The sequence below is a fragment of the Massilia sp. S19_KUP03_FR1 genome (genome assembly GCF_036688685.1).
In the GTDB taxonomy this organism is placed as follows: domain Bacteria; phylum Pseudomonadota; class Gammaproteobacteria; order Burkholderiales; family Burkholderiaceae_D; genus JALYUM01.
Map to the genome: position 1 here is coordinate 61,474 of NZ_JAQQPS010000011.1, position 17,203 is coordinate 78,676.

17 protein-coding genes are annotated in these 17,203 nt (G+C 61.6%); 13 read left to right on the forward strand and 4 right to left on the reverse strand.

What is annotated here, in order from left to right:
* Positions 1 to 20 precede the first annotated feature (20 nt).
* The 11 genes from paaA to V6M87_RS13750 all read left to right on the forward strand — a co-directional run bounded on the left by paaA (position 21) and on the right by V6M87_RS13750 (position 12,121).
* Positions 21 to 1,013 (forward strand): 1,2-phenylacetyl-CoA epoxidase subunit PaaA, encoded by a 993-nt coding sequence (gene paaA, locus V6M87_RS13700; RefSeq protein ID WP_332877198.1) that lies wholly within the window; start codon positions 21 to 23, stop codon positions 1,011 to 1,013.
* Positions 1,010 to 1,294, forward strand: a complete 285-nt coding sequence (paaB, locus tag V6M87_RS13705) for a 1,2-phenylacetyl-CoA epoxidase subunit PaaB (RefSeq protein ID WP_019923200.1) — start codon at positions 1,010 to 1,012, stop codon at positions 1,292 to 1,294. The genes paaA and paaB overlap by 4 nt, the downstream gene beginning before the upstream one ends.
* Positions 1,294 to 2,052, forward strand: coding sequence for a 1,2-phenylacetyl-CoA epoxidase subunit PaaC (gene paaC / locus V6M87_RS13710; protein ID WP_332877199.1), 759 nt, complete (start codon positions 1,294 to 1,296; stop codon positions 2,050 to 2,052). The genes paaB and paaC overlap by 1 nt, the downstream gene beginning before the upstream one ends.
* A gap of 4 nt (positions 2,053 to 2,056) precedes the next feature.
* Positions 2,057 to 2,569 (forward strand): 1,2-phenylacetyl-CoA epoxidase subunit PaaD, encoded by a 513-nt coding sequence (gene paaD / locus V6M87_RS13715; protein WP_332877200.1) that lies wholly within the window; start codon positions 2,057 to 2,059, stop codon positions 2,567 to 2,569.
* Positions 2,570 to 2,577: 8 nt separating this feature from the next.
* Positions 2,578 to 3,654 (forward strand): 1,2-phenylacetyl-CoA epoxidase subunit PaaE, encoded by a 1,077-nt coding sequence (gene paaE, locus V6M87_RS13720; protein WP_332877201.1) that lies wholly within the window; start codon positions 2,578 to 2,580, stop codon positions 3,652 to 3,654.
* 158 nt (positions 3,655 to 3,812) lie between these two features.
* Positions 3,813 to 4,604 carry a 2-(1,2-epoxy-1,2-dihydrophenyl)acetyl-CoA isomerase PaaG gene (paaG, locus tag V6M87_RS13725; protein ID WP_332877202.1) on the forward strand — a complete coding sequence of 264 codons (792 nt, stop codon included), beginning with the start codon at positions 3,813 to 3,815 and terminating at the stop codon, positions 4,602 to 4,604.
* Position 4,605: 1 nt separating this feature from the next.
* Entirely contained in the window at positions 4,606 to 6,192 is a 1,587-nt protein-coding gene (gene paaH / locus V6M87_RS13730; RefSeq protein ID WP_332877203.1) for a 3-hydroxyacyl-CoA dehydrogenase PaaH, read from the forward strand.
* Between the two features lie 48 nt (positions 6,193 to 6,240).
* Positions 6,241 to 7,554 (forward strand): phenylacetate--CoA ligase PaaK, encoded by a 1,314-nt coding sequence (gene paaK, locus V6M87_RS13735; RefSeq protein ID WP_332877204.1) that lies wholly within the window; start codon positions 6,241 to 6,243, stop codon positions 7,552 to 7,554.
* Positions 7,551 to 8,144 (forward strand): phenylacetic acid degradation protein PaaY, encoded by a 594-nt coding sequence (paaY, locus tag V6M87_RS13740; RefSeq protein ID WP_332877205.1) that lies wholly within the window; start codon positions 7,551 to 7,553, stop codon positions 8,142 to 8,144. The genes paaK and paaY overlap by 4 nt, the downstream gene beginning before the upstream one ends.
* A gap of 130 nt (positions 8,145 to 8,274) precedes the next feature.
* Entirely contained in the window at positions 8,275 to 10,329 is a 2,055-nt protein-coding gene (gene paaZ / locus V6M87_RS13745) for a phenylacetic acid degradation bifunctional protein PaaZ (RefSeq protein WP_332877206.1), read from the forward strand.
* Positions 10,330 to 10,423: 94 nt separating this feature from the next.
* Positions 10,424 to 12,121 carry an S-layer protein gene (locus tag V6M87_RS13750; protein ID WP_332877207.1) on the forward strand — a complete coding sequence of 566 codons (1,698 nt, stop codon included), beginning with the start codon at positions 10,424 to 10,426 and terminating at the stop codon, positions 12,119 to 12,121.
* Between the two features lie 344 nt (positions 12,122 to 12,465).
* Here V6M87_RS13750 and V6M87_RS13755 read toward each other — a convergent pair whose 3' ends face one another.
* On the reverse strand, positions 12,466 to 13,368 hold the full coding sequence (locus V6M87_RS13755; protein WP_332877208.1) for a LysR family transcriptional regulator: 903 nt from the start codon (positions 13,366 to 13,368) through the stop codon (positions 12,466 to 12,468).
* A 183-nt stretch (positions 13,369 to 13,551) separates the two neighbouring features.
* Here V6M87_RS13755 and V6M87_RS13760 point away from each other — a divergent pair, with 183 nt between their 5' ends.
* Positions 13,552 to 14,505 (forward strand): aromatic alcohol reductase, encoded by a 954-nt coding sequence (locus V6M87_RS13760; RefSeq protein ID WP_332877335.1) that lies wholly within the window; start codon positions 13,552 to 13,554, stop codon positions 14,503 to 14,505.
* A 140-nt stretch (positions 14,506 to 14,645) separates the two neighbouring features.
* Here the strand turns inward: V6M87_RS13760 and V6M87_RS13765 are convergent, their stop codons facing one another.
* The gene (locus tag V6M87_RS13765) at positions 14,646 to 14,987 is read right to left on the reverse strand and encodes a DMT family transporter (RefSeq protein ID WP_332877209.1); all 342 of its coding nucleotides are present in this window, start codon (positions 14,985 to 14,987) and stop codon (positions 14,646 to 14,648) included.
* 641 nt (positions 14,988 to 15,628) lie between these two features.
* On the opposite strand from V6M87_RS13765, the gene V6M87_RS13770 reads away from it, so the two are divergent.
* The gene (locus V6M87_RS13770) at positions 15,629 to 15,880 is read left to right on the forward strand and encodes a hypothetical protein (RefSeq protein WP_332877210.1); all 252 of its coding nucleotides are present in this window, start codon (positions 15,629 to 15,631) and stop codon (positions 15,878 to 15,880) included.
* A gap of 149 nt (positions 15,881 to 16,029) precedes the next feature.
* Here V6M87_RS13770 and V6M87_RS13775 read toward each other — a convergent pair whose 3' ends face one another.
* Positions 16,030 to 16,413 (reverse strand): HPP family protein, encoded by a 384-nt coding sequence (locus V6M87_RS13775; RefSeq protein ID WP_332877211.1) that lies wholly within the window; start codon positions 16,411 to 16,413, stop codon positions 16,030 to 16,032.
* Between the two features lie 27 nt (positions 16,414 to 16,440).
* The gene (locus tag V6M87_RS13780; RefSeq protein WP_332877212.1) at positions 16,441 to 17,193 is read right to left on the reverse strand and encodes an AraC family transcriptional regulator; all 753 of its coding nucleotides are present in this window, start codon (positions 17,191 to 17,193) and stop codon (positions 16,441 to 16,443) included.
* Positions 17,194 to 17,203: the final 10 nt, after the last annotated feature.

Genomic DNA, 17,203 nt, shown 5'->3' on the forward strand with positions numbered 1-17,203 from the left:
ACATCAAGGGGAGACACACCATGTATGCACAACTGGTAGAAACCGGCCTGAAGAAGGTCCAGAGCATTGATGAGATGAGCGAGGAAGAGCAGGCCTTCCAGGCGCGCATTGACGCCGGCATCAAGATCGAAGCGAAGGACTGGATGCCGGATGCGTACCGCAAAACCCTGATCCGCCAGATTTCACAGCACGCCCACTCGGAAATCGTCGGCCAGCTGCCCGAGGGCAACTGGGTCACGCGCGCGCCGACGCTGAAACGCAAAGCGATCCTGCTGGCCAAGATTCAGGACGAAGCCGGCCACGGCCTGTATCTATATAGTGCCGCCGAAACGCTGGGCGTCTCGCGCGACGAATTGCTGGCCGCGCTGCATGCCGGTAAAGCCAAGTACTCGAGCATCTTCAATTACCCGACCCTGTCGTGGGCCGACATGGGTGCGATCGGCTGGCTGGTCGACGGCTCGGCCATCATCAACCAGATCCCGCTGTGCCGCTGCTCGTACGGTCCGTATGCGCGCGCCATGGTGCGCGTCTGCAAGGAAGAGTCGTTCCACGCGCGCCAGGGCTACGACATCATGATGAGCCTGGCCAAGGGCACGCCCGCGCAAAAGGCCATGGCGCAGGATGCGCTGAACCGCTGGTGGTGGCCGTCGCTGATGATGTTCGGGCCATCGGACGCCGAGTCGGTCAACAGCGCGCAGTCGTCGAAATGGCGCATCAAGCTGTTTTCCAACGACGAGCTGCGCCAGCGGATGGTCGACCAGACCGTCCCGCAGATCGACTACCTCGGCTTGACGGTGCCCGATCCCGACCTGAAGTTCAACGCCGCAAGCGGTCACTACGAATTCGGCGCGATCGACTGGAGCGAGTTCCACAACGTCCTGAAGGGCAATGGCCCGTGCAACCGCGAGCGCCTGCAAACGCGCGTGAAAGCGTGGGACGACGGCGCCTGGTTCCGCGATGCGCTGGGAGCGTATGCCGACAAGCAGGCGGCAAAAAAGGAGATCGCAGCATGAGCAAAGAGTGGCCACTATGGGAAGTTTTTATTCGCAGCCAGCACGGCCTGGCGCACAAGCACGTGGGCAGCCTGCACGCGCCCGACGCCGAAATGGCCGTCAATAACGCGCGCGACGTCTACACGCGCCGCAACGAAGGCGTGTCGATCTGGGTGGTGCGCGCGGCCGACATCGTCGCCAGCAGCCCGTCGGACAAGGGCGCGCTGTTCGAGCCGGCCAACAGCAAGGTGTATCGCCACCCGACCTTTTTTCCGATGCCTGAAGAAGTGAAGAACCTGTAATGGCGCATGCACTCGACCCCAAGCTCGAATACCTGCTGCGCCAGGGTGACAACGCACTGATCCTGTCGCAGCAGCTCTCGCAACTGTGCGGCAAGGGCCCGGCGCTGGAAGAAGACATGGCGCTGACCAACGTCGCGCTCGACCTGCTGGGCCAAACGCGTATGTGGCTGGGCTACGCGGCCGAACTGCACGGGGGCGACGAAGACACGCTGGCCTTCCTGCGCGACGCGCACGCGCTGCGCTGCTGCCTGCTGGTCGAACAACCCAACGGGAACTATGCCGACACGATGATGCGGCAGTTCTATTTCGACACCTGGCATTATTTCCTGATGCAGGGCCTGCTGGCGTCGACCGACTCACGCATCGCCGAAATCGCCGAGAAATCGATCAAGGAAGTAACCTACCACCTGCGCCGCAGCGGCGACCTGGTGGTGCGCCTGGGTGACGGTACCGCCGAGAGCCACGCCAAAATCCAGGTGGCGGCCGATGCGCTGTGGATGTTCAGCGGCGAGATGTTTTTGTATGACGCGCTTGACCGCGCGATGGTCGAAGCGGGCGTGGCCCCGGCCAGCGCGCCGTTGCGCGCCGCCTTCCTCGAACACGTGGCCGAGATTTTTGCGGAAGCCACCTTGACGATGCCCGACCCCGACGCCTGGATGCAGCGCGGCGGCAAGCAGGGCCGCCACAGCGAGCACCTCGGCTTCATCCTGGCCGAGATGCAGTTCCTGCAGCGGGCCTATCCCGGGGCGCGATGGTGACCTCATGGTAATAGTGGACGCCGCCCAGGTATGGTCCTGGCTGGGCGACGTCGCCGATCCGGAGATCCCGGTGATCTCGATCGTCGACCTGGGCATCGTGCGTGACGTGGCGGTGATGGGTGAGGCCTGCGTGGTGACCATCACGCCAACCTATTCCGGCTGCCCGGCCATGCAGGTGATCGCCGAATCGGTGACCGACGCGCTGCATGCCCATGGCATCAAAGAGGTGCGGCTGGTGAACCAGCTGTCGCCCGCGTGGACCACCGACTGGATGAGCGACGCCGGCAAGGCCGCGTTGAAGGGCTACGGGATTGCGCCGCCGATGCAGCAGACCATCGACATCAGCGGCCTGCGCAACGGGGTCAAGCGCGCCGCGTTCGTGGCGCCCGAGGTGGCCTGCCCGAACTGCGGCTCGACCCACACCCAGCTGACCAGCCAGTTCGGTTCCACGCCGTGCAAGGCGCTCTACAAATGCCTGGCTTGCCGCGAGCCGTTCGATTATTTCAAGTGCCACTGAAGGGCCACATGAGCAAATTTTATCCCTTGACGGTTGCGCAGGTAAAACAGGAAACGCGCGACGCGATCGCCGTCACCTTCGCCGTGCCCGACGCCCTGTGCGACACCTTTCGTTACCAGCAGGGCCAGCACCTGACCCTGCGTGCACAGATCGACGGCGAAGATGTGCGCCGCTCGTATTCGATCTGTTCGGCCGTGCAGGACCGGCAGCTGCGCGTGGCCATCAAGCGCACACCGGGCGGCGCTTTCTCCAGCTGGGCCAACGAGCATTTGCAGGCCGGCGCGGTGCTCGACGTGATGCCGCCCATGGGCCACTTCAACGTGGCGCTCGACGCCACTGCCGCGCGCCACTACCTCGCCTTTGCGGCCGGCAGCGGCATCACGCCGATCCTGTCCATCATCAAGACGACCTTGCTCACCGAGCCTTTGAGCCGGTTTACCCTTTTCTACGGCAACCGGGCCTCGTCCACCGTGCTGTTTCGCGAAGAGTTGTTGGAGCTGAAGGACGTCTTCATGGAACGCCTGAAGATCGCGTACGTGATGAGTCGCGAGCAGCAGGATATCGAACTGTTCAATGGCCGCATCACGGGTGAAAAATGCGCCGATTTTTTGCGCCATTGGGTGCACCTTGATGACATCGACGTCGCCTTTATCTGCGGGCCGGAAGACATGATGCATGGGGTCTCAAGCGCGCTGCAGCAGGCCGGCATGCCGAAGGAGCAGATCCGCATCGAACTGTTCGCGGCCAGCATCCCGAAGCACCAGCACAAGCCGCGCGCGCAGGTACTCGATGCGACGGCGTTGACCGAAGTGACTGTCATCATGGATGGCGCGCACGCGCGTTTTACGATGGACCGGGACAAGGAATCGATCCTGGATGCGGGGCTGCGGGCGGGGATCGACATGCGCTATTCGTGCAAGGGCGGGGTGTGTTCGACGTGCCGCTGCAAGCTTGTTGAGGGGAAGGTGGAGATGGATGTGAACTACGCGCTGGAGGACTACGAAATCGCGCGCGGGTTTGTGCTGAGTTGCCAGAGTTTTCCGGTGACGGACAAGGTGATTGTGGATTTTGATCAGGCTGAGTAAAGCGCTATCACTGAGTCCAGGTGGTATGGGTCCCGGCCTGCGCCGGGATGACGGTTTTGAGGCTGCAGGCTTTAAGACCGTCATACCGGCGAAGGCCGGGACCCATAACCCATGACCGAAGTCGCACCATCCAATCTAACGACGCAAGGAGACAACACATGCACTTCGATTCCATCCAATACCACGTCAACAACGGCGTCGCCATCCTCACCCTGAACCGCCCCGAAAAACTCAACAGCTTCACCCAGGCCATGCACCTCGAAGTGCGCGCCGCCCTGGATGCGCTGCAAGCTGACCGGAGCGTGCGCGTGCTGGTGCTCACCGGCGCTGGCCGTGGTTTTTGCGCCGGCCAGGATTTAAGCGACCGCGCGGTGGCACCGGGCGCCAAACCCGTCGACCTGGGCGACTCCGTCGAACAGTTTTACGCGCCCCTGGTCCTCACGCTGCGCAACTTGCCGATGCCCGTCATCTGCGCCGTGAATGGCGTTGCCGCCGGCGCCGGCGCCAACCTGGCGCTGGCCTGCGACATTGTGATCGCCGCCGAATCGGCCAGTTTTGTCGAAGCCTTCTGCCGCCTCGGCCTGATCCCGGACACCGGTGGCACCTGGCACTTGCCGCGCCTGATCGGTATGGCGCGCGCCACCGGGCTGGCCATGCTGGGCGAAAAACTCACTGCCGCGAAGGCCGAGCAGTGGGGCCTGATCTGGCGCTGCGTGCCGGACGCCGAGCTGATGACCGAAGCGCTGGCGATGGCCACCCACTTCGCCAGCGCGCCAACAAAAGGACTGGCCTTCACCAAGAAAGCGCTGCAGGCCAGCTACGCCAACACGCTGCCGGAACAGTTGAAACTGGAAGGCGCCATGATGCGCGAACTGGGCAACAGCCACGATTATCGCGAGGGCGTCGCCGCCTTTCTGGCCAAGCGCACCCCCAACTTCACCGGAGAATAAGATGCGCGCATCCCTGGAAAAAGGCAGCACGGTCGGCGTCATCGGCAGCGGTGCGATGGGCAGCGGCATCGCCCAGGTGGCGGCTGCTGCTGGCCACGTGGTGCGCCTGTTCGACACCCGTCCCGGCGCCGCCCAGGCCGCGATCGCCGAGATTGGCAAGGTCTATGCGCGGCTGGTGGAAAAAGGCCGGATGACAGACGCCGAGGCGCAGGCCGCCCACGCGCGCCTGGAACCGGTCGCCAACCTGCATGAAGTGAGCGACGCCGCGCTGATCGTCGAGGCGATCGTCGAGAGCCTGGAAGTCAAGCGCATGCTGTTCATCGAGCTGGAAAGCATCGTCTCGATGGAGTGCATCATGGCCACCAACACGTCGTCGATTTCGGTCACCGCCATCGGCGCGCCCTTGCGCCGCCCGGAACGCCTGGTCGGCATGCACTTCTTCAATCCGGTGCCCTTGATGGCGCTGGTCGAAGTGATCAGCGGCCTGGCTACCGATCCACTGGTGGCCGAAACCGTGTTCGCCACCGCTGCCGCCTGGGGCAAGAATCCGGTGCATGCGAAATCGACGCCCGGCTTCATCGTCAACCGCGTGGCGCGCCCGTTCTATGCCGAAGCACTGCGCCTGTTGTCCGAGCAGGCAGCCGACCCCGTCACGCTGGACGCAGTGATGCGCGACTGCGGCGGCTTTCGCATGGGGCCTTTCGAACTGATGGACCTGATCGGCCACGACGTCAATTTTTCCGTGACTCGCTCCGTGTTCGACGCCTGTTTCGGCGACCCGCGCTTCACACCGTCGGTGATGCAGCAGGAAATGGTCAACGCAGGCTTTTTGGGCCGTAAATCCGGGCGCGGTTTCTATCGCTACGGCGAAGGCGCAACCAATCCGCCGCTGCAGCAGGAAGGCGCACAGCTGCGTCCCGCATCGGTGGCGATCAGTTATCAAGCCGCCGTTTCGCGCACCAGCACTGATGCACTGGAAGCGCGTTTGACCAGCGCCGGCTACCTGGTCAAGCACAGGGAGGCGCTGCCCGGCGCCCTGCATGAAGCGCCCGGCTTTCACTGCGACGGCGCCGCCATCTACCTGACCGACGGACGCACCGCCACCGAGCGCGCCGCCGCCAACAACCACCCGAATACGGTGCTGTTCGACCTGGCCTTCGACTACGCGGGCGTCACGCGCATTGCGCTCGCGCGCGCTGACCAGTGCAGCCTGGCTGCGTACAACGCCACCGTCGGCCTGTTCCAGGCGGCCGGTTTCGCCGTCACGCGCCTGGGCGACGTCCCCGGCATGGCCGTGATGCGCACGGTCGCCATGCTGGCCAACGAAGCGGCCGACGCCGTCAACCAGGGCGTGTGCAGCGCCGAAGCGGTGGATATCGCGATGCAGAATGGTGTGAACTACCCTCGTGGGCCGCTGGCCTGGGCCGACAGCGTTGGCATCGATCAGATCGTGGCGGTGTTGTCGAACATGGCGGCAAGCTACGGCGAAGACCGCTATCGCGTGTCGCCGCTGCTGCGCCGCAAACTGGCAGCCGCCGCATTGACCCACAGCGCGGGGGCCCGCTTCCATGCCGATGTTGCGCGCTAAATCGCACGGTGCACCCGGACTGGTCGCCAAACTGAATCAGGAGTAAGCATGGTCCAACGCATGCCACAAGCGGGTGAACTCGACCCGATCGAAAGCGCGAGCCGCGACGAGCTGCAGGCGCTGCAACTGGCGCGCCTGCGCTGGTCGCTGCGCCACGCCTACGAGAACGTGGCGCATTACCGCGCCAGTTTCGACGCCGCCGGCGTCCATCCGGAAGACCTGAAATCGCTGGCCGACCTGGCCAGGTTCCCGTTCACCGACAAGAAGACGCTGCGCGACAATTATCCGTTCGGCCTGTTTGCCGTGCCGCGCGAACAGGTGGTGCGCATCCACGCCTCGTCCGGCACCACCGGCAAGGCGACGGTGGTCGGCTACACGCAGCGCGACATCGACACCTGGGCACAGGTGGTTGCGCGCTCGATCCGCGCCGCCGGTGGCCGTGCCGGCGACATGGTGCACATCGCCTACGGCTACGGCCTGTTCACGGGCGGCCTGGGCGCGCACTATGGCGCCGAGAAGCTCGGTTGCACGGTGATCCCGATGTCGGGCGGGCAGACCGAAAAGCAGGTGCAGCTGATCTGCGATTTTCAGCCGGCCATCATCATGGTCACGCCGTCGTACATGCTGAACCTGATCGAGGAATTCACGCGCCAGGGCATCGACCCGGCCAGCACGTCGCTGCAGGTCGGCATGTTCGGCGCCGAGCCGTGGAGCGGTGCCATGCGCGACGAAATTGAGTCGCGCGCTGGCATCGACGCGGTCGATATCTACGGCCTGTCCGAAGTGATGGGGCCGGGTGTGGCCAGCGAATGCATCGAGAGCAAGGATGGCCCGGTGATCTGGGAAGACCATTTTTATCCGGAGATTGTCGACCCCGACACGGGAGACGTGCTGCCGGACGGGGAGGAGGGGGAACTGGTGTTCACGTCGCTCACGAAAGAGGCGCTGCCGGTCATCCGCTACCGCACCCGCGATTTGACCAGTTTGTTGCCCCCGACCTCGCGCACGATGCGCCGCATGGGCCGCATCAACGGGCGCTCGGACGACATGCTGATCATCCGCGGCGTAAATGTGTTCCCCAGTCAGATCGAAGAACTGATTCTCAAGACGCCGGCGCTGGCGCCGCACTACCAGCTGGTGGTTGAACGCAACGGCCACCTCGATACGCTCGGCATCGTCGGTGAATTGCGCGAAACCGGCGTGGCCACCGAGACCGTCATGGCGTTGGCGCGCGACCTCGAACATCGCATCAAAACCTATGTCGGCGTGACCACGACGGTGACCTTGCTGCCGTCGTTCGGCATCGAACGCAGCCTGACCGGCAAGGCGCGCCGCGTCATCGATAAGCGGCCAAAAGCATGAAAGTCTACGAAATCAATGGCGTGCGTCCGGTCGTCCATCCCAGTGCGTATGTGCACCCGAGCGCGGTGCTGATCGGCGACGTCATCGTCGGCCCGCGCTGCTACATCGGCCCGCTGGCATCGCTGCGCGGCGACTTCGGGCGGCTCGTCATGGAAGCCGGCGCGAACCTGCAGGATACTTGCGTGATGCACGGCTTTCCCGAGGGGGATACCGTGATCGAGGTCGATGGCCACATCGGGCATGGCGCCGTGCTGCACGGCTGCCGCGTCGGCCGCAACGCCATGGTCGGCATGAATGCGGTGGTGATGGACCAGGCCGTGGTTGGCGCGGAGTCGATCGTCGCAGCCATGAGTTTTGTAAAGGCGGGCATGCTCATACCGCCGCGCAGCATGGTGATGGGGATGCCGGCGAAAGTGGTGCGCGCGCTCACCGATGCCGAGATCAGCTGGAAGAGCTTCGGGACGCAGCAGTATCACGAACTGACGGTGCGCTCGCTCGAGACAATGCGGGAAGTCGAGGCGTTGACGGAGGTGGAACCCGACCGGCCGCGGATCGTGTTCGGCGAAAACCGCCACAAACCCAAACCATAACAATCAGCTTAAAGACCGTCATTCCCGCGCGGGCGGGGACCCATAGCACCTTCGATCAGCGTTATCGCCACGCAGACGTGCCATGGGCCCCCGCCTTCGCGAGGGTTACGTAGCTAACCACGGAGATTACATGAGCAACGTCGCCACATTACAAAGCCTGATCGCCGGCCGCTGGCTCGGCCTTGAAGCCCACACGCCACTGCACAGCGCCCTCGACAGCAGCCTGATTTACCACACCCACGCCGAGAAAATCGACTTCGACGAAGCCGTCAGCTACGCCCGCAAAACCGGCGTCCCTGCCCTGATGGCGCTCGACTTCCAGCAGCGCGCCCAGCGCCTGAAAGCCATCGCGGCCTACCTGATGGAGAGGAAAGAAGCACTGTACGCCATCTCCCACCTGACCGGCGCCACGCGTCCCGACAGCTGGGTTGACATCGAAGGCGGCATTGGCACCCTGTACGCGTATGCCAGCATGGGCAGCCGCGAGCTGCCGTCGTCGAACGTGTTGCACGAAGGCCCGGCCATTGCGTTGGGCAAGCGCGGCGGCTTTGCCGGCACCCACATCCTGGTGCCGCGCGGCGGCCTGGCGGTGCACATCAATGCCTTCAACTTTCCCATCTGGGGCCTGCTCGAAAAATTCGCGCCGAGCTTTCTGGCGGCCATGCCGTGCATCGGCAAGCCGGCCACCGCCACCAGCTATCTGACCGAAGCGGTGGTGCGCATGATGCATGAATCGGGCCTGCTGCCGCACGGCGCCCTGCAACTGGTCATCGGCAGTACCGGCGACCTGCTCGACCGCCTCACCGGTTTCGACGCCGTCACCTTCACCGGGTCGGCTGACACCGCCGCCAAACTGCGCGCCAACGTCAATCTGATCCGCGCATCGGTGCCCTTTACCGCCGAAGCAGATTCCCTCAATTGCGCCATCCTGGCGCCGGACGTCACGCCCGACGATCCGGAGTTCGACCTGTTTGTGAAGGAAGTCGCGCGCGAAATGACCGGCAAATCCGGCCAGAAGTGCACGGCGATCCGGCGCATCATCGTGCCGGAAAACCAGGTCGACGCCGTGGGCCAGAAGTTGCAGGAGCGGCTGGCGAAAGTCGTGGTCGGCAACCCTGAACATGCCAGTGTGCGCATGGGTGCGCTGGCATCGATGGAACAGCACCGCGACGTGACCGAGCGCGTACGCCTGCTCGCGCGTGGCAACGACATCCTGTTTGGTGACGGGGTATTCACGCCGGTTGGCGCAGGCGCAGCCGACGGCGCCTTCTTTTCGCCCACGCTGGTGCTGTGCACGGACGCGATGGTCAACGACGCGGTGCACGACGTCGAAGCCTTCGGCCCGGTCAGCACCTTGATGACTTACCGCGACCTCGACGAAGCACTGGCACTGGCGGCGCGTGGCAAGGGCAGCCTGGTGTCGACCCTGGTCACAAAAAGTCCGGACATAGCGGCCCGCGTGGTGCCTGCCGCAGCGGCCCAGCATGGCCGCGTGCACATCCTCGAGCGCGAGGCGGCGGTCGACTCCACCGGCCACGGCGCGCCGCTGCCGCAACTGAAACACGGCGGGCCGGGCCGCGCCGGCGGCGGCGAAGAACTGGGCGGCATCCGCGCCGTAAAACATTTTCTCCAGCGCGCGGCGGTGCAGGGTTCGCCGACCATGCTCGCTGCCGTCACGGGAGAGTACGTGCGCGGGGCCGCAGTGACGGAAGGCGTGGTGCACCCGTTCCGCAAATACTTTGAAGAGCTGCAGATGGGCGACTCGCTGCTGACGCACCGCCGTACCGTCAGTGAAGCCGACATCGTCAACTTCGGCGGCATCTCGGGCGACTATTTTTACATGCACTTCGACGAGATCGCCGCGAAGGATTCGCAGTTCGGCAAGCGCATCGCGCACGGTTACTTCGTGCTGTCGGCGGCGGCGGGGCTGTTCGTGTCGCCGGCGCCGGGGCCGGTGCTGGCCAATTACGGGCTCGATAATCTGCGCTTTATCACGCCGGTGGCGATCGGCGACACGATCCGCGCGCGCCTGACCTGCAAGCGCAAGGTCGACCGCAACAGGACCGACGAGAAGGGCGTGGGGCAAGGCGTGGTGGCGTGGGATGTGCAGGTGACCAACCAGCATGACGAACTGGTGGCCAGTTATGACATTTTGACGCTGGTGCAGAAGCGGGCGTCGGTGTAATCGGGTTCTGGCGCAGCCTGAGTGTCTGCGGGTAATATGCATGTAACATAAAATTGTTAATGTGCGGCTCCCGTTCTTCATTCCAGGATCTTCCATGCTGCGCAGTCAACGTTTGCTCCCACGCCACGCCCTCATTCCTGCCGCGATCGCCCTCGTATTTACGGCTGTGGCGTGTGGCGGCGGCGACGATGCGCCTGTCGCTGCGACGCCCACGCCAGGCAGCAGCGACCCGGCCCCGGTGGTCACGGTGCCAACGGCGCCGGTCTCCACGGTGCCGGCGTTACCAAGCGGCCGCTGGCTCGCCGGCGACCTGCACACCCACACCACGCAGTCGGCCGACACCGACGTCAGCCAGACGCTCGAGAAGGTGCTGGGAAAATCCTTCACGGCGTATGGCCTGGACTGGATGGCGGTCTCGGATCACCTGCGCGTGTCCACGCGCGATGAAAAAGGCGTCACGCTGGCGGCGTCGCTGCCAGCGTCGATTGGCATCGAGCGCTATCAGATTCCGCGCCTGCAGGCATTGCAGGCGGCCGGTACCTACGCCAACAAACTGATTTTCTCGGGCGTCGAATGGGACATGCCGACCCACGACCATATCGGCATCGGCTTGTTCGAAGGCAGCGACAAACTGGTTACCAGCACCAAGGGCTTGAAGGAATTCGAATACCTGTTTACGACCCGCGATCCGGCCCTGTTCGACGCGGCCGACGTCACGGCGTGGAAAGCAAAATATGGCGCCACGCGCTACAACAGCACCGCCGACGATGCGGTCAAGGCGATCAGCTGGCTGAAGGAGAACTACCCCGACACCAGCTACGCCGTCATCAATCACCCATCCCGCAACAAGGGCAGCTACACGGTCGACGATTTCCGCCGCTTCAACGACACGGCGCCAAACATCATGTTCGCAATTGAAGGCATGGTCGGCAACCAGATGGAACCTGACCGTGGCGGTTACACCGCCGCCTACACGCCTGAAAACGCTGCGCTGCGCGTCTACGGCGGCGTTGACTACGTGGTCGCCAAGGTCGGCGGCGTCTGGGATGCCTTGCTGGGCGAGGGCCGGCGCATCTGGAACCTGACCGACTCGGATACGCACTTCAAGATCGTCGGCGCCAACAGCAGTGGCTATTTTCCAGGCGAGTACGCAAAAAACTACGTGTTCAACGGCGCCCAGGGCACACCGCTCGCCAAAGACCTGCTGGCAGGCCTGCGCTCCGGAAAAATGTTTTCGGTCTACGGCGACTTGATCCATGCGCTGGACTTCAACCTGGCCAGCAAGGATGACCGCAAGGAGATGGGTGGCGAATTGAAGGTGGCCAGTGGCGACAAGGTGACGATCACGATCCGCTTTAAGAGTCCGGCCAGGAACAACAACGAAAAGCCGGTCGACAGCGGCGTCAACGCCGACAGCCGCGTGATGGTCGATCACATCGACCTGATTGCGGGCGATGTCGGCGCCAAGGCCGCGCCGGGCAGTGCCGCCTACAGCGTGGCCACCAACGCCAGCACCCGCGTGGTCAAGCGTTTCACCAGCGCCGACTGGACCATCGACGCCAACGGCTACTACAGCGTGACCTATGAAACCACGGCCGCCAAAAACCAGTACTACCGCCTGCGCGGTACCAATCTGGGCGTGGACGTCGCCGGCCTGACCCAGGGCGGCGAACCGCTGGCCGACCAGCGCACCGGCACCACTGACAACAGCGCGCGTTTCAACGCCATCAATGAACGTAACTACGCCAGCCTGTGGTTTTATTCGAATCCGGTGTTTGTCACGCTGAAGTAAACGGGACCGGTGGCCGCCAGATAAAAATCGTTCTCGAGGCGGATGCCGAATTCGCCGGGGACGCAGATGATCGTTACGCAGGCAGTTTCGGCAAAGCTACACTACCGAACTTTAAGTCGGCAGAAAGTTCCAGAATGTCGGTTTGACGGACCTGAGCTCGAATACGCGCTCAGGTTCCGGGCCGCTGGGAATAGCTGTGATGCTGATTCGAAACAGCCGCGACAGGCAGATTTCGACCCGAAGCGAACCTCGGGTCACTCCCAATGCGATACAGTTCCAAGGTGAAGATTTCCTTGGTCAACGCTAACGATCCACTGGTGAAGTCGATGGCCAAAGGCAGAAAACTACCCTGAGTGGACATTGGCGAACAGCTCGGACGTCCAATCGGCGAACGCCCGCATCGCCGGAGAGAGAAAGCGGTGATGGGGGTAGAGCAGTGATACCCGAACAGGTACAGGCCGCCTGTCGGCCAGCACCTCGACCAATTCTCCGGTTCGCAATTGGTCCGCCACGAGAATCTCAGCCAACTGCATCAGGCCGCGTCCGTCGAGGCCCAGCTTGATGTACAGCCCAGTCTCGTTAACTGCTACCGTGCCAGGAACCTGAACAGTGACGCTATCTCCGTCCTCGACAAAATGCAGCTCACTTCCCCGCCGCGTCGTGCTGGAAAAGTAGTGAACCGCCCGATGTCGTTGCAAATCCTCCAGCCCCTTCGGCATACCCTTTTCGTCCAAATAGGACGGCGCCGCGCAGGTGACCCAGCGCAATTCCCCCAAACTGCGCGCGACCAGCGTCGAGTTATGGAGACTGCCAGTGCGGATGACGCAATCGACGCCTTCCTGGATCAAGTCTACCTGACGATCATTTACACCGATCATCAGGTAGATATCGGGGTAGCGCCGCTGGAAATGCGCCAACTGCGGCAGGATCAAGGCATGCGCAATGCCCCCCGGCATATCCACGCGCAGCCGTCCTTGCGGACGCTCGGCAGAGCCGTGCAGGCTCGATTCCGTGTCGTCTATCAGTTCGAGTATCTCGCGGCAGCGGTAGAAGTACCGCTCTCCTTCCGGTGTCAAGCTGAGGTTTCTGGTGGACCGGTTCAGCAGGCGTATCCGCAAATGCTTTTCGAGTCGTTTGATGATGCCTGTGACTGATGAGGCCGGTAAGCCCAGGGTCTCTGCTGCGCGTACAAAACTCCTGCTTTCGACCACGCGAAGAAATACCTGCATTGCTTGTACGCGATCCATTTGTTGTCCTGACAGCGATAGAGAAAGCGGCACTATATCCCAACATTGTTCGCATTTTCTGCATGATGAAAACCTCCGGACCTACTTTTTCTGCGTCGCCGCACCCGCTACAGTGCAGGTATCAAACCTACTGGAGAATCGACCATGTCCGACCAAGTCCGCCAACTGCTGGTGCCGCTAACGATGAACCAGGCAGATCCTGACGCTATGTCTCAACATATTCTCGTGCTCGGTGCCGGGGAACTCGGCCTGCCGGTGCTGCGCAGTCTTGCGCAATGCGCGAAGAAGATCGACGGTGTGAAGATCAGCGTGCTGCTGCGCGAAAGCGCCGTTGTGTCCAGTTCGCCAGGAAAGCAACAGGCTATCGCCGAGATCCGGGCTCTTGGAATCGAGATCGTCATCGGCGATCTTGTGAAGAGCTCCATCGATGAGCTCGCCGCAGTATTCGGGCAATATGACACAGTCATCTGGTGCGCGGGCTACGCGGCCGGCATCGACACGCCAATGAAATTGGCGCGGGCCGCCCTGCAGGCGCGCATCCCGAGGTACTTCCCATGGCAGTTCGGCGTCGATTTTGACGTCATCGGTCGCGGCAGTCCGCAGGACATCTTCGACGCACAGTTGGACGTGCGCGAGTTGCTGCGTGGCCAGCATCAGACTGAGTGGGTCATCATCTCGACCGGCATGTTCATGAGCTACCTGTTTGAGCCAGAATTCGGCGTCGTCGATCTGAAAGAAAACGCAGTGCACGCCCTTGGTAGCCTCGACACCGCGGTGACGCTGACGACGCCGGATGATATCGGCGCGCTGACTGCCGAGATCGTGTTCGCTCAACCCCGTATAAGCAACCAGATCGTGTATCTTGCCGGTGATACCGTGACCTATGGGGAGGTCGCCGACAAGCTGCAAGCGGCGCTTGGCCATCCCTTCCGCCGTTCGGAATGGAGCGAGGAATATTTGCTGGGCGAGTTGGCCCGCGACCCGCACAATATGATGCGCAAGTATCGTGCAGTCTTTGCTCAAGGACGAGGTGTTGCTTGGGATAAGAGTGGCACGTTCAATAGCCATCGCGCCCTTCCGGTTATGGACGTGGCATCGTGGATCAACGCGAACCTGATTTCTGCCCGCAGCGAGTAATTGTCATTCAGCGGTAAGCGGTATCCTGATCTTCGTAAACATCCAGTCACTGACGCAATGACAAACAGGACCAGAACCACCTGATCTTTGACATGGGAAGCTCGCCCCCGCTTGCCGGGGCGAGCCCCTCTATGCGACGGTTAGATGTCGTGATCTCTCTGGATGCTGAGAACGAAGACGCCGATCAGAACCAGAAGAATGCCAACGAACTTTTGAAGCGAAGCGTGCTCGTTGTAGATGGCGATACCAACCAGCGCTGTGATAACGGTACCACTGGCGGCCCAAACCGCATAAGTGACTCCCATTTCCAACTGGCGCATGGCAATCGCCATCAGCCAGACCGCAACAGCGTAGAACAATCCTGCCAGAAGCGCTGGGCCGACCTTGGTGAAACCAACGGATTGCCTGAGCGCCACCGTACCCGCGACTTCTGAAATGACACTTGCGCCCAAAACCACCCAGGCAATGACAACCGAGTTCATAGATTCCTCTTTACTTGCTCATCGACCACTTGTACCGAGTGGCGTGGGCAACCAGAAGGAGCGGTACCTGTAAAGCAGGCAGTTTAGCCCAAGCAGCAGAGGACTGGAAATTGCTGAATGAAATTAATGTGAATATCGCGGACGCGAAAGACCGATTTTGCCCGGAAATCAGGCGGTCGCTGACATAAGCCGATGGCATACCAGAGATAGCTGGCCCATGCTCGTTCAAGTAACAGTCCTGTTCCACAAGAGTAATCGTCCGGTCACTACCGTCTTGACCGAGTAGTCAATTTAAGCGACGATGGCTTCACACCGCTGGGAAGCGGCGTGTTGTTCAGGCAGGGTTGATCTGGGGGGGGGGTGCAACGGAACGTAAAACCGGGTTAAGGGGTGGTCTGTCAGATTGAAGTCATAGGCCCGACCGTAAGGTCGTCAGTAAATGCGCAAAGCGCGCCTATACTGACGCCATTTGAAGCGTTGCCTAATGTCAGGTTGAAGCGTCCCTGTCCCGTACTATCGTCTCAAGCAACTTCCGCTATCGGTCAAGGGAGGCCACAAATTTCGGATTGATAGCCGAGCGCCGCTGCAAAGTGGGCGCTCCCGACCACCAACCATAACATTGACATACGAACGGTATTACGATGACTTTCTCTCTTATCCAAAGCAACACTATCTTCACCCTGTCGCTGGCGGCACTGCTGGTCGGCTGCGGCAGCGTGCGTATGCAGTCCTTCGATCAGTTTTCCAAGCAAACAACTCAATCCACCTACCGCTCCGACCGACAAGAGTGTGCGCGCTATACCGATAGCGGGGACTATCGGCAATGTGTCAAGCGTACCGATGAAGTCTATGAACAGCTGAGGAACGAGCGCGAGAAGGCAGCGCGTCCTTGAAGGCCGAACGATGGCCAGTCCAACAAAGAGACTGCTTTAGGTCCGAACCCGGCCGTTCAGGACAGCATAGCAGGTTGCCACGTTGAAAATCCAGTGACCACTGCCACCGGCCGAAATCGTCCCGCGGGCGTTTCGATTGACCGTCCGCCTCAAGATGGATTGGGACTTTTCACGCGCCGTCGATGACTTTCCCGTGCTATTTCTTTCAGCATCCATTCCAGGTCAGCGGCATCGACATCAAGTATCTCGCTACGCCTGCGCAATACCGCGTCAAGATCCGCACGCGTAAACATCTCTGTCGCTTCATGGTCAAGCGGAGGCGTCTTGGTACTCGCATGGTGAGGGTAGCGATGACCAGTGAGCCGATGGTAAACGATGGCAGCGGCAAGCAAGGCAAGCGAATTGATACCGACCGGGAACAGCACGAAGGCATAGCCGAGCGCATGAACCGTGCTGCCTCCCAGCACCGCCGTGATCGCCACGGCACCGGATGGTGGATGCACGCACCGGAACCAAAACATCAGCAGGGTCATTACCACACGATCAAACGATAGCTACCACTATGTTAATTTCGAAAGTGACGAGAAATATTGCGTTGGTGATTTACATAACGCTTTTTTAAACATTGTGATAAACGCATTGACGGAGTCATAGCCTAAATTTCCCGCAACCGTCTGCACAGGCTGTCCCTCTGCCAATTGGCTCAAGGCGATCATCAAATGCAGCTGCTGACGCCACCTTCCAAACGTCAACCCTGTTGAATTCTCAACCAGGCGTGCTAACGACCTCTCGCTGGTAGCGAGTCGATCTGCCCACTGACGAAGCGTCGTGCGATCACCTGGATCTGCAATCAGCGTATCGGATATTCGCTTGATTTTCGGGTGGCCGGATATGGGGAAATGCAATTCTTCAATAGGCGCGTCAGATAAATGTTCGAGTAGTAGCGCAACTAACTTCTCCGTTGCGCTATCTGACGATGACGTGTGGTCTTTCGCTGCCAGATACCGGATCATTTCTCTCACCAACGGTGAAATGGCTACCGTGCAGCATCGGTCCGGCATCACGGCCACACCTGGCTCAATGAACAGAAAAAAGAGCAGGGCGTTCACCGTCGCGCGGCACCGATGGGCAGTCATGCCGGGTATCCAAACCGCATGCTGCGGCGGCACCAGCCATAACGCTTCTGCCACCTCACATGTGACGGCACCATGCAAGGACAGGATTAACTGCCCCTTTCGATGGCGGTGTGCCAGATGCTCTGCATCGTCTTTCTGTGTTTCCACCTGCAGGGCGATGGCAGACTGCTCGAACATATCCGAGTCG

Bases quoted from the DNA above. Each gene is read 5' to 3' on its own strand.
- paaC (WP_332877199.1), top strand. From the start codon at position 1,294: ATGGCGCATGCACTCGACCCCAAGCTCGAATACCTGCTGCGCCAGGGT.
- V6M87_RS13765 (WP_332877209.1), bottom strand. From the start codon at position 14,987: ATGAACTCGGTTGTCATTGCCTGGGTGGTTTTGGGCGCAAGTGTCATT.
- V6M87_RS13760 (WP_332877335.1), top strand. From the start codon at position 13,552: ATGAACCAGGCAGATCCTGACGCTATGTCTCAACATATTCTCGTGCTC.
- V6M87_RS13780 (WP_332877212.1), bottom strand. From the start codon at position 17,193: ATGTTCGAGCAGTCTGCCATCGCCCTGCAGGTGGAAACACAGAAAGAC.
- paaH (WP_332877203.1), top strand. From the start codon at position 4,606: ATGCGCGCATCCCTGGAAAAAGGCAGCACGGTCGGCGTCATCGGCAGC.
- V6M87_RS13775 (WP_332877211.1), bottom strand. From the start codon at position 16,413: ATGACCCTGCTGATGTTTTGGTTCCGGTGCGTGCATCCACCATCCGGT.
- V6M87_RS13750 (WP_332877207.1), top strand. From the start codon at position 10,424: ATGCTGCGCAGTCAACGTTTGCTCCCACGCCACGCCCTCATTCCTGCC.
- V6M87_RS13755 (WP_332877208.1), bottom strand. From the start codon at position 13,368: ATGGATCGCGTACAAGCAATGCAGGTATTTCTTCGCGTGGTCGAAAGC.
- paaE (WP_332877201.1), top strand. From the start codon at position 2,578: ATGAGCAAATTTTATCCCTTGACGGTTGCGCAGGTAAAACAGGAAACG.
- paaA (WP_332877198.1), top strand. From the start codon at position 21: ATGTATGCACAACTGGTAGAAACCGGCCTGAAGAAGGTCCAGAGCATT.
- paaB (WP_019923200.1), top strand. From the start codon at position 1,010: ATGAGCAAAGAGTGGCCACTATGGGAAGTTTTTATTCGCAGCCAGCAC.
- V6M87_RS13770 (WP_332877210.1), top strand. From the start codon at position 15,629: ATGACTTTCTCTCTTATCCAAAGCAACACTATCTTCACCCTGTCGCTG.
- paaK (WP_332877204.1), top strand. From the start codon at position 6,241: ATGGTCCAACGCATGCCACAAGCGGGTGAACTCGACCCGATCGAAAGC.
- paaG (WP_332877202.1), top strand. From the start codon at position 3,813: ATGCACTTCGATTCCATCCAATACCACGTCAACAACGGCGTCGCCATC.
- paaY (WP_332877205.1), top strand. From the start codon at position 7,551: ATGAAAGTCTACGAAATCAATGGCGTGCGTCCGGTCGTCCATCCCAGT.
- paaZ (WP_332877206.1), top strand. From the start codon at position 8,275: ATGAGCAACGTCGCCACATTACAAAGCCTGATCGCCGGCCGCTGGCTC.
- paaD (WP_332877200.1), top strand. From the start codon at position 2,057: ATGGTAATAGTGGACGCCGCCCAGGTATGGTCCTGGCTGGGCGACGTC.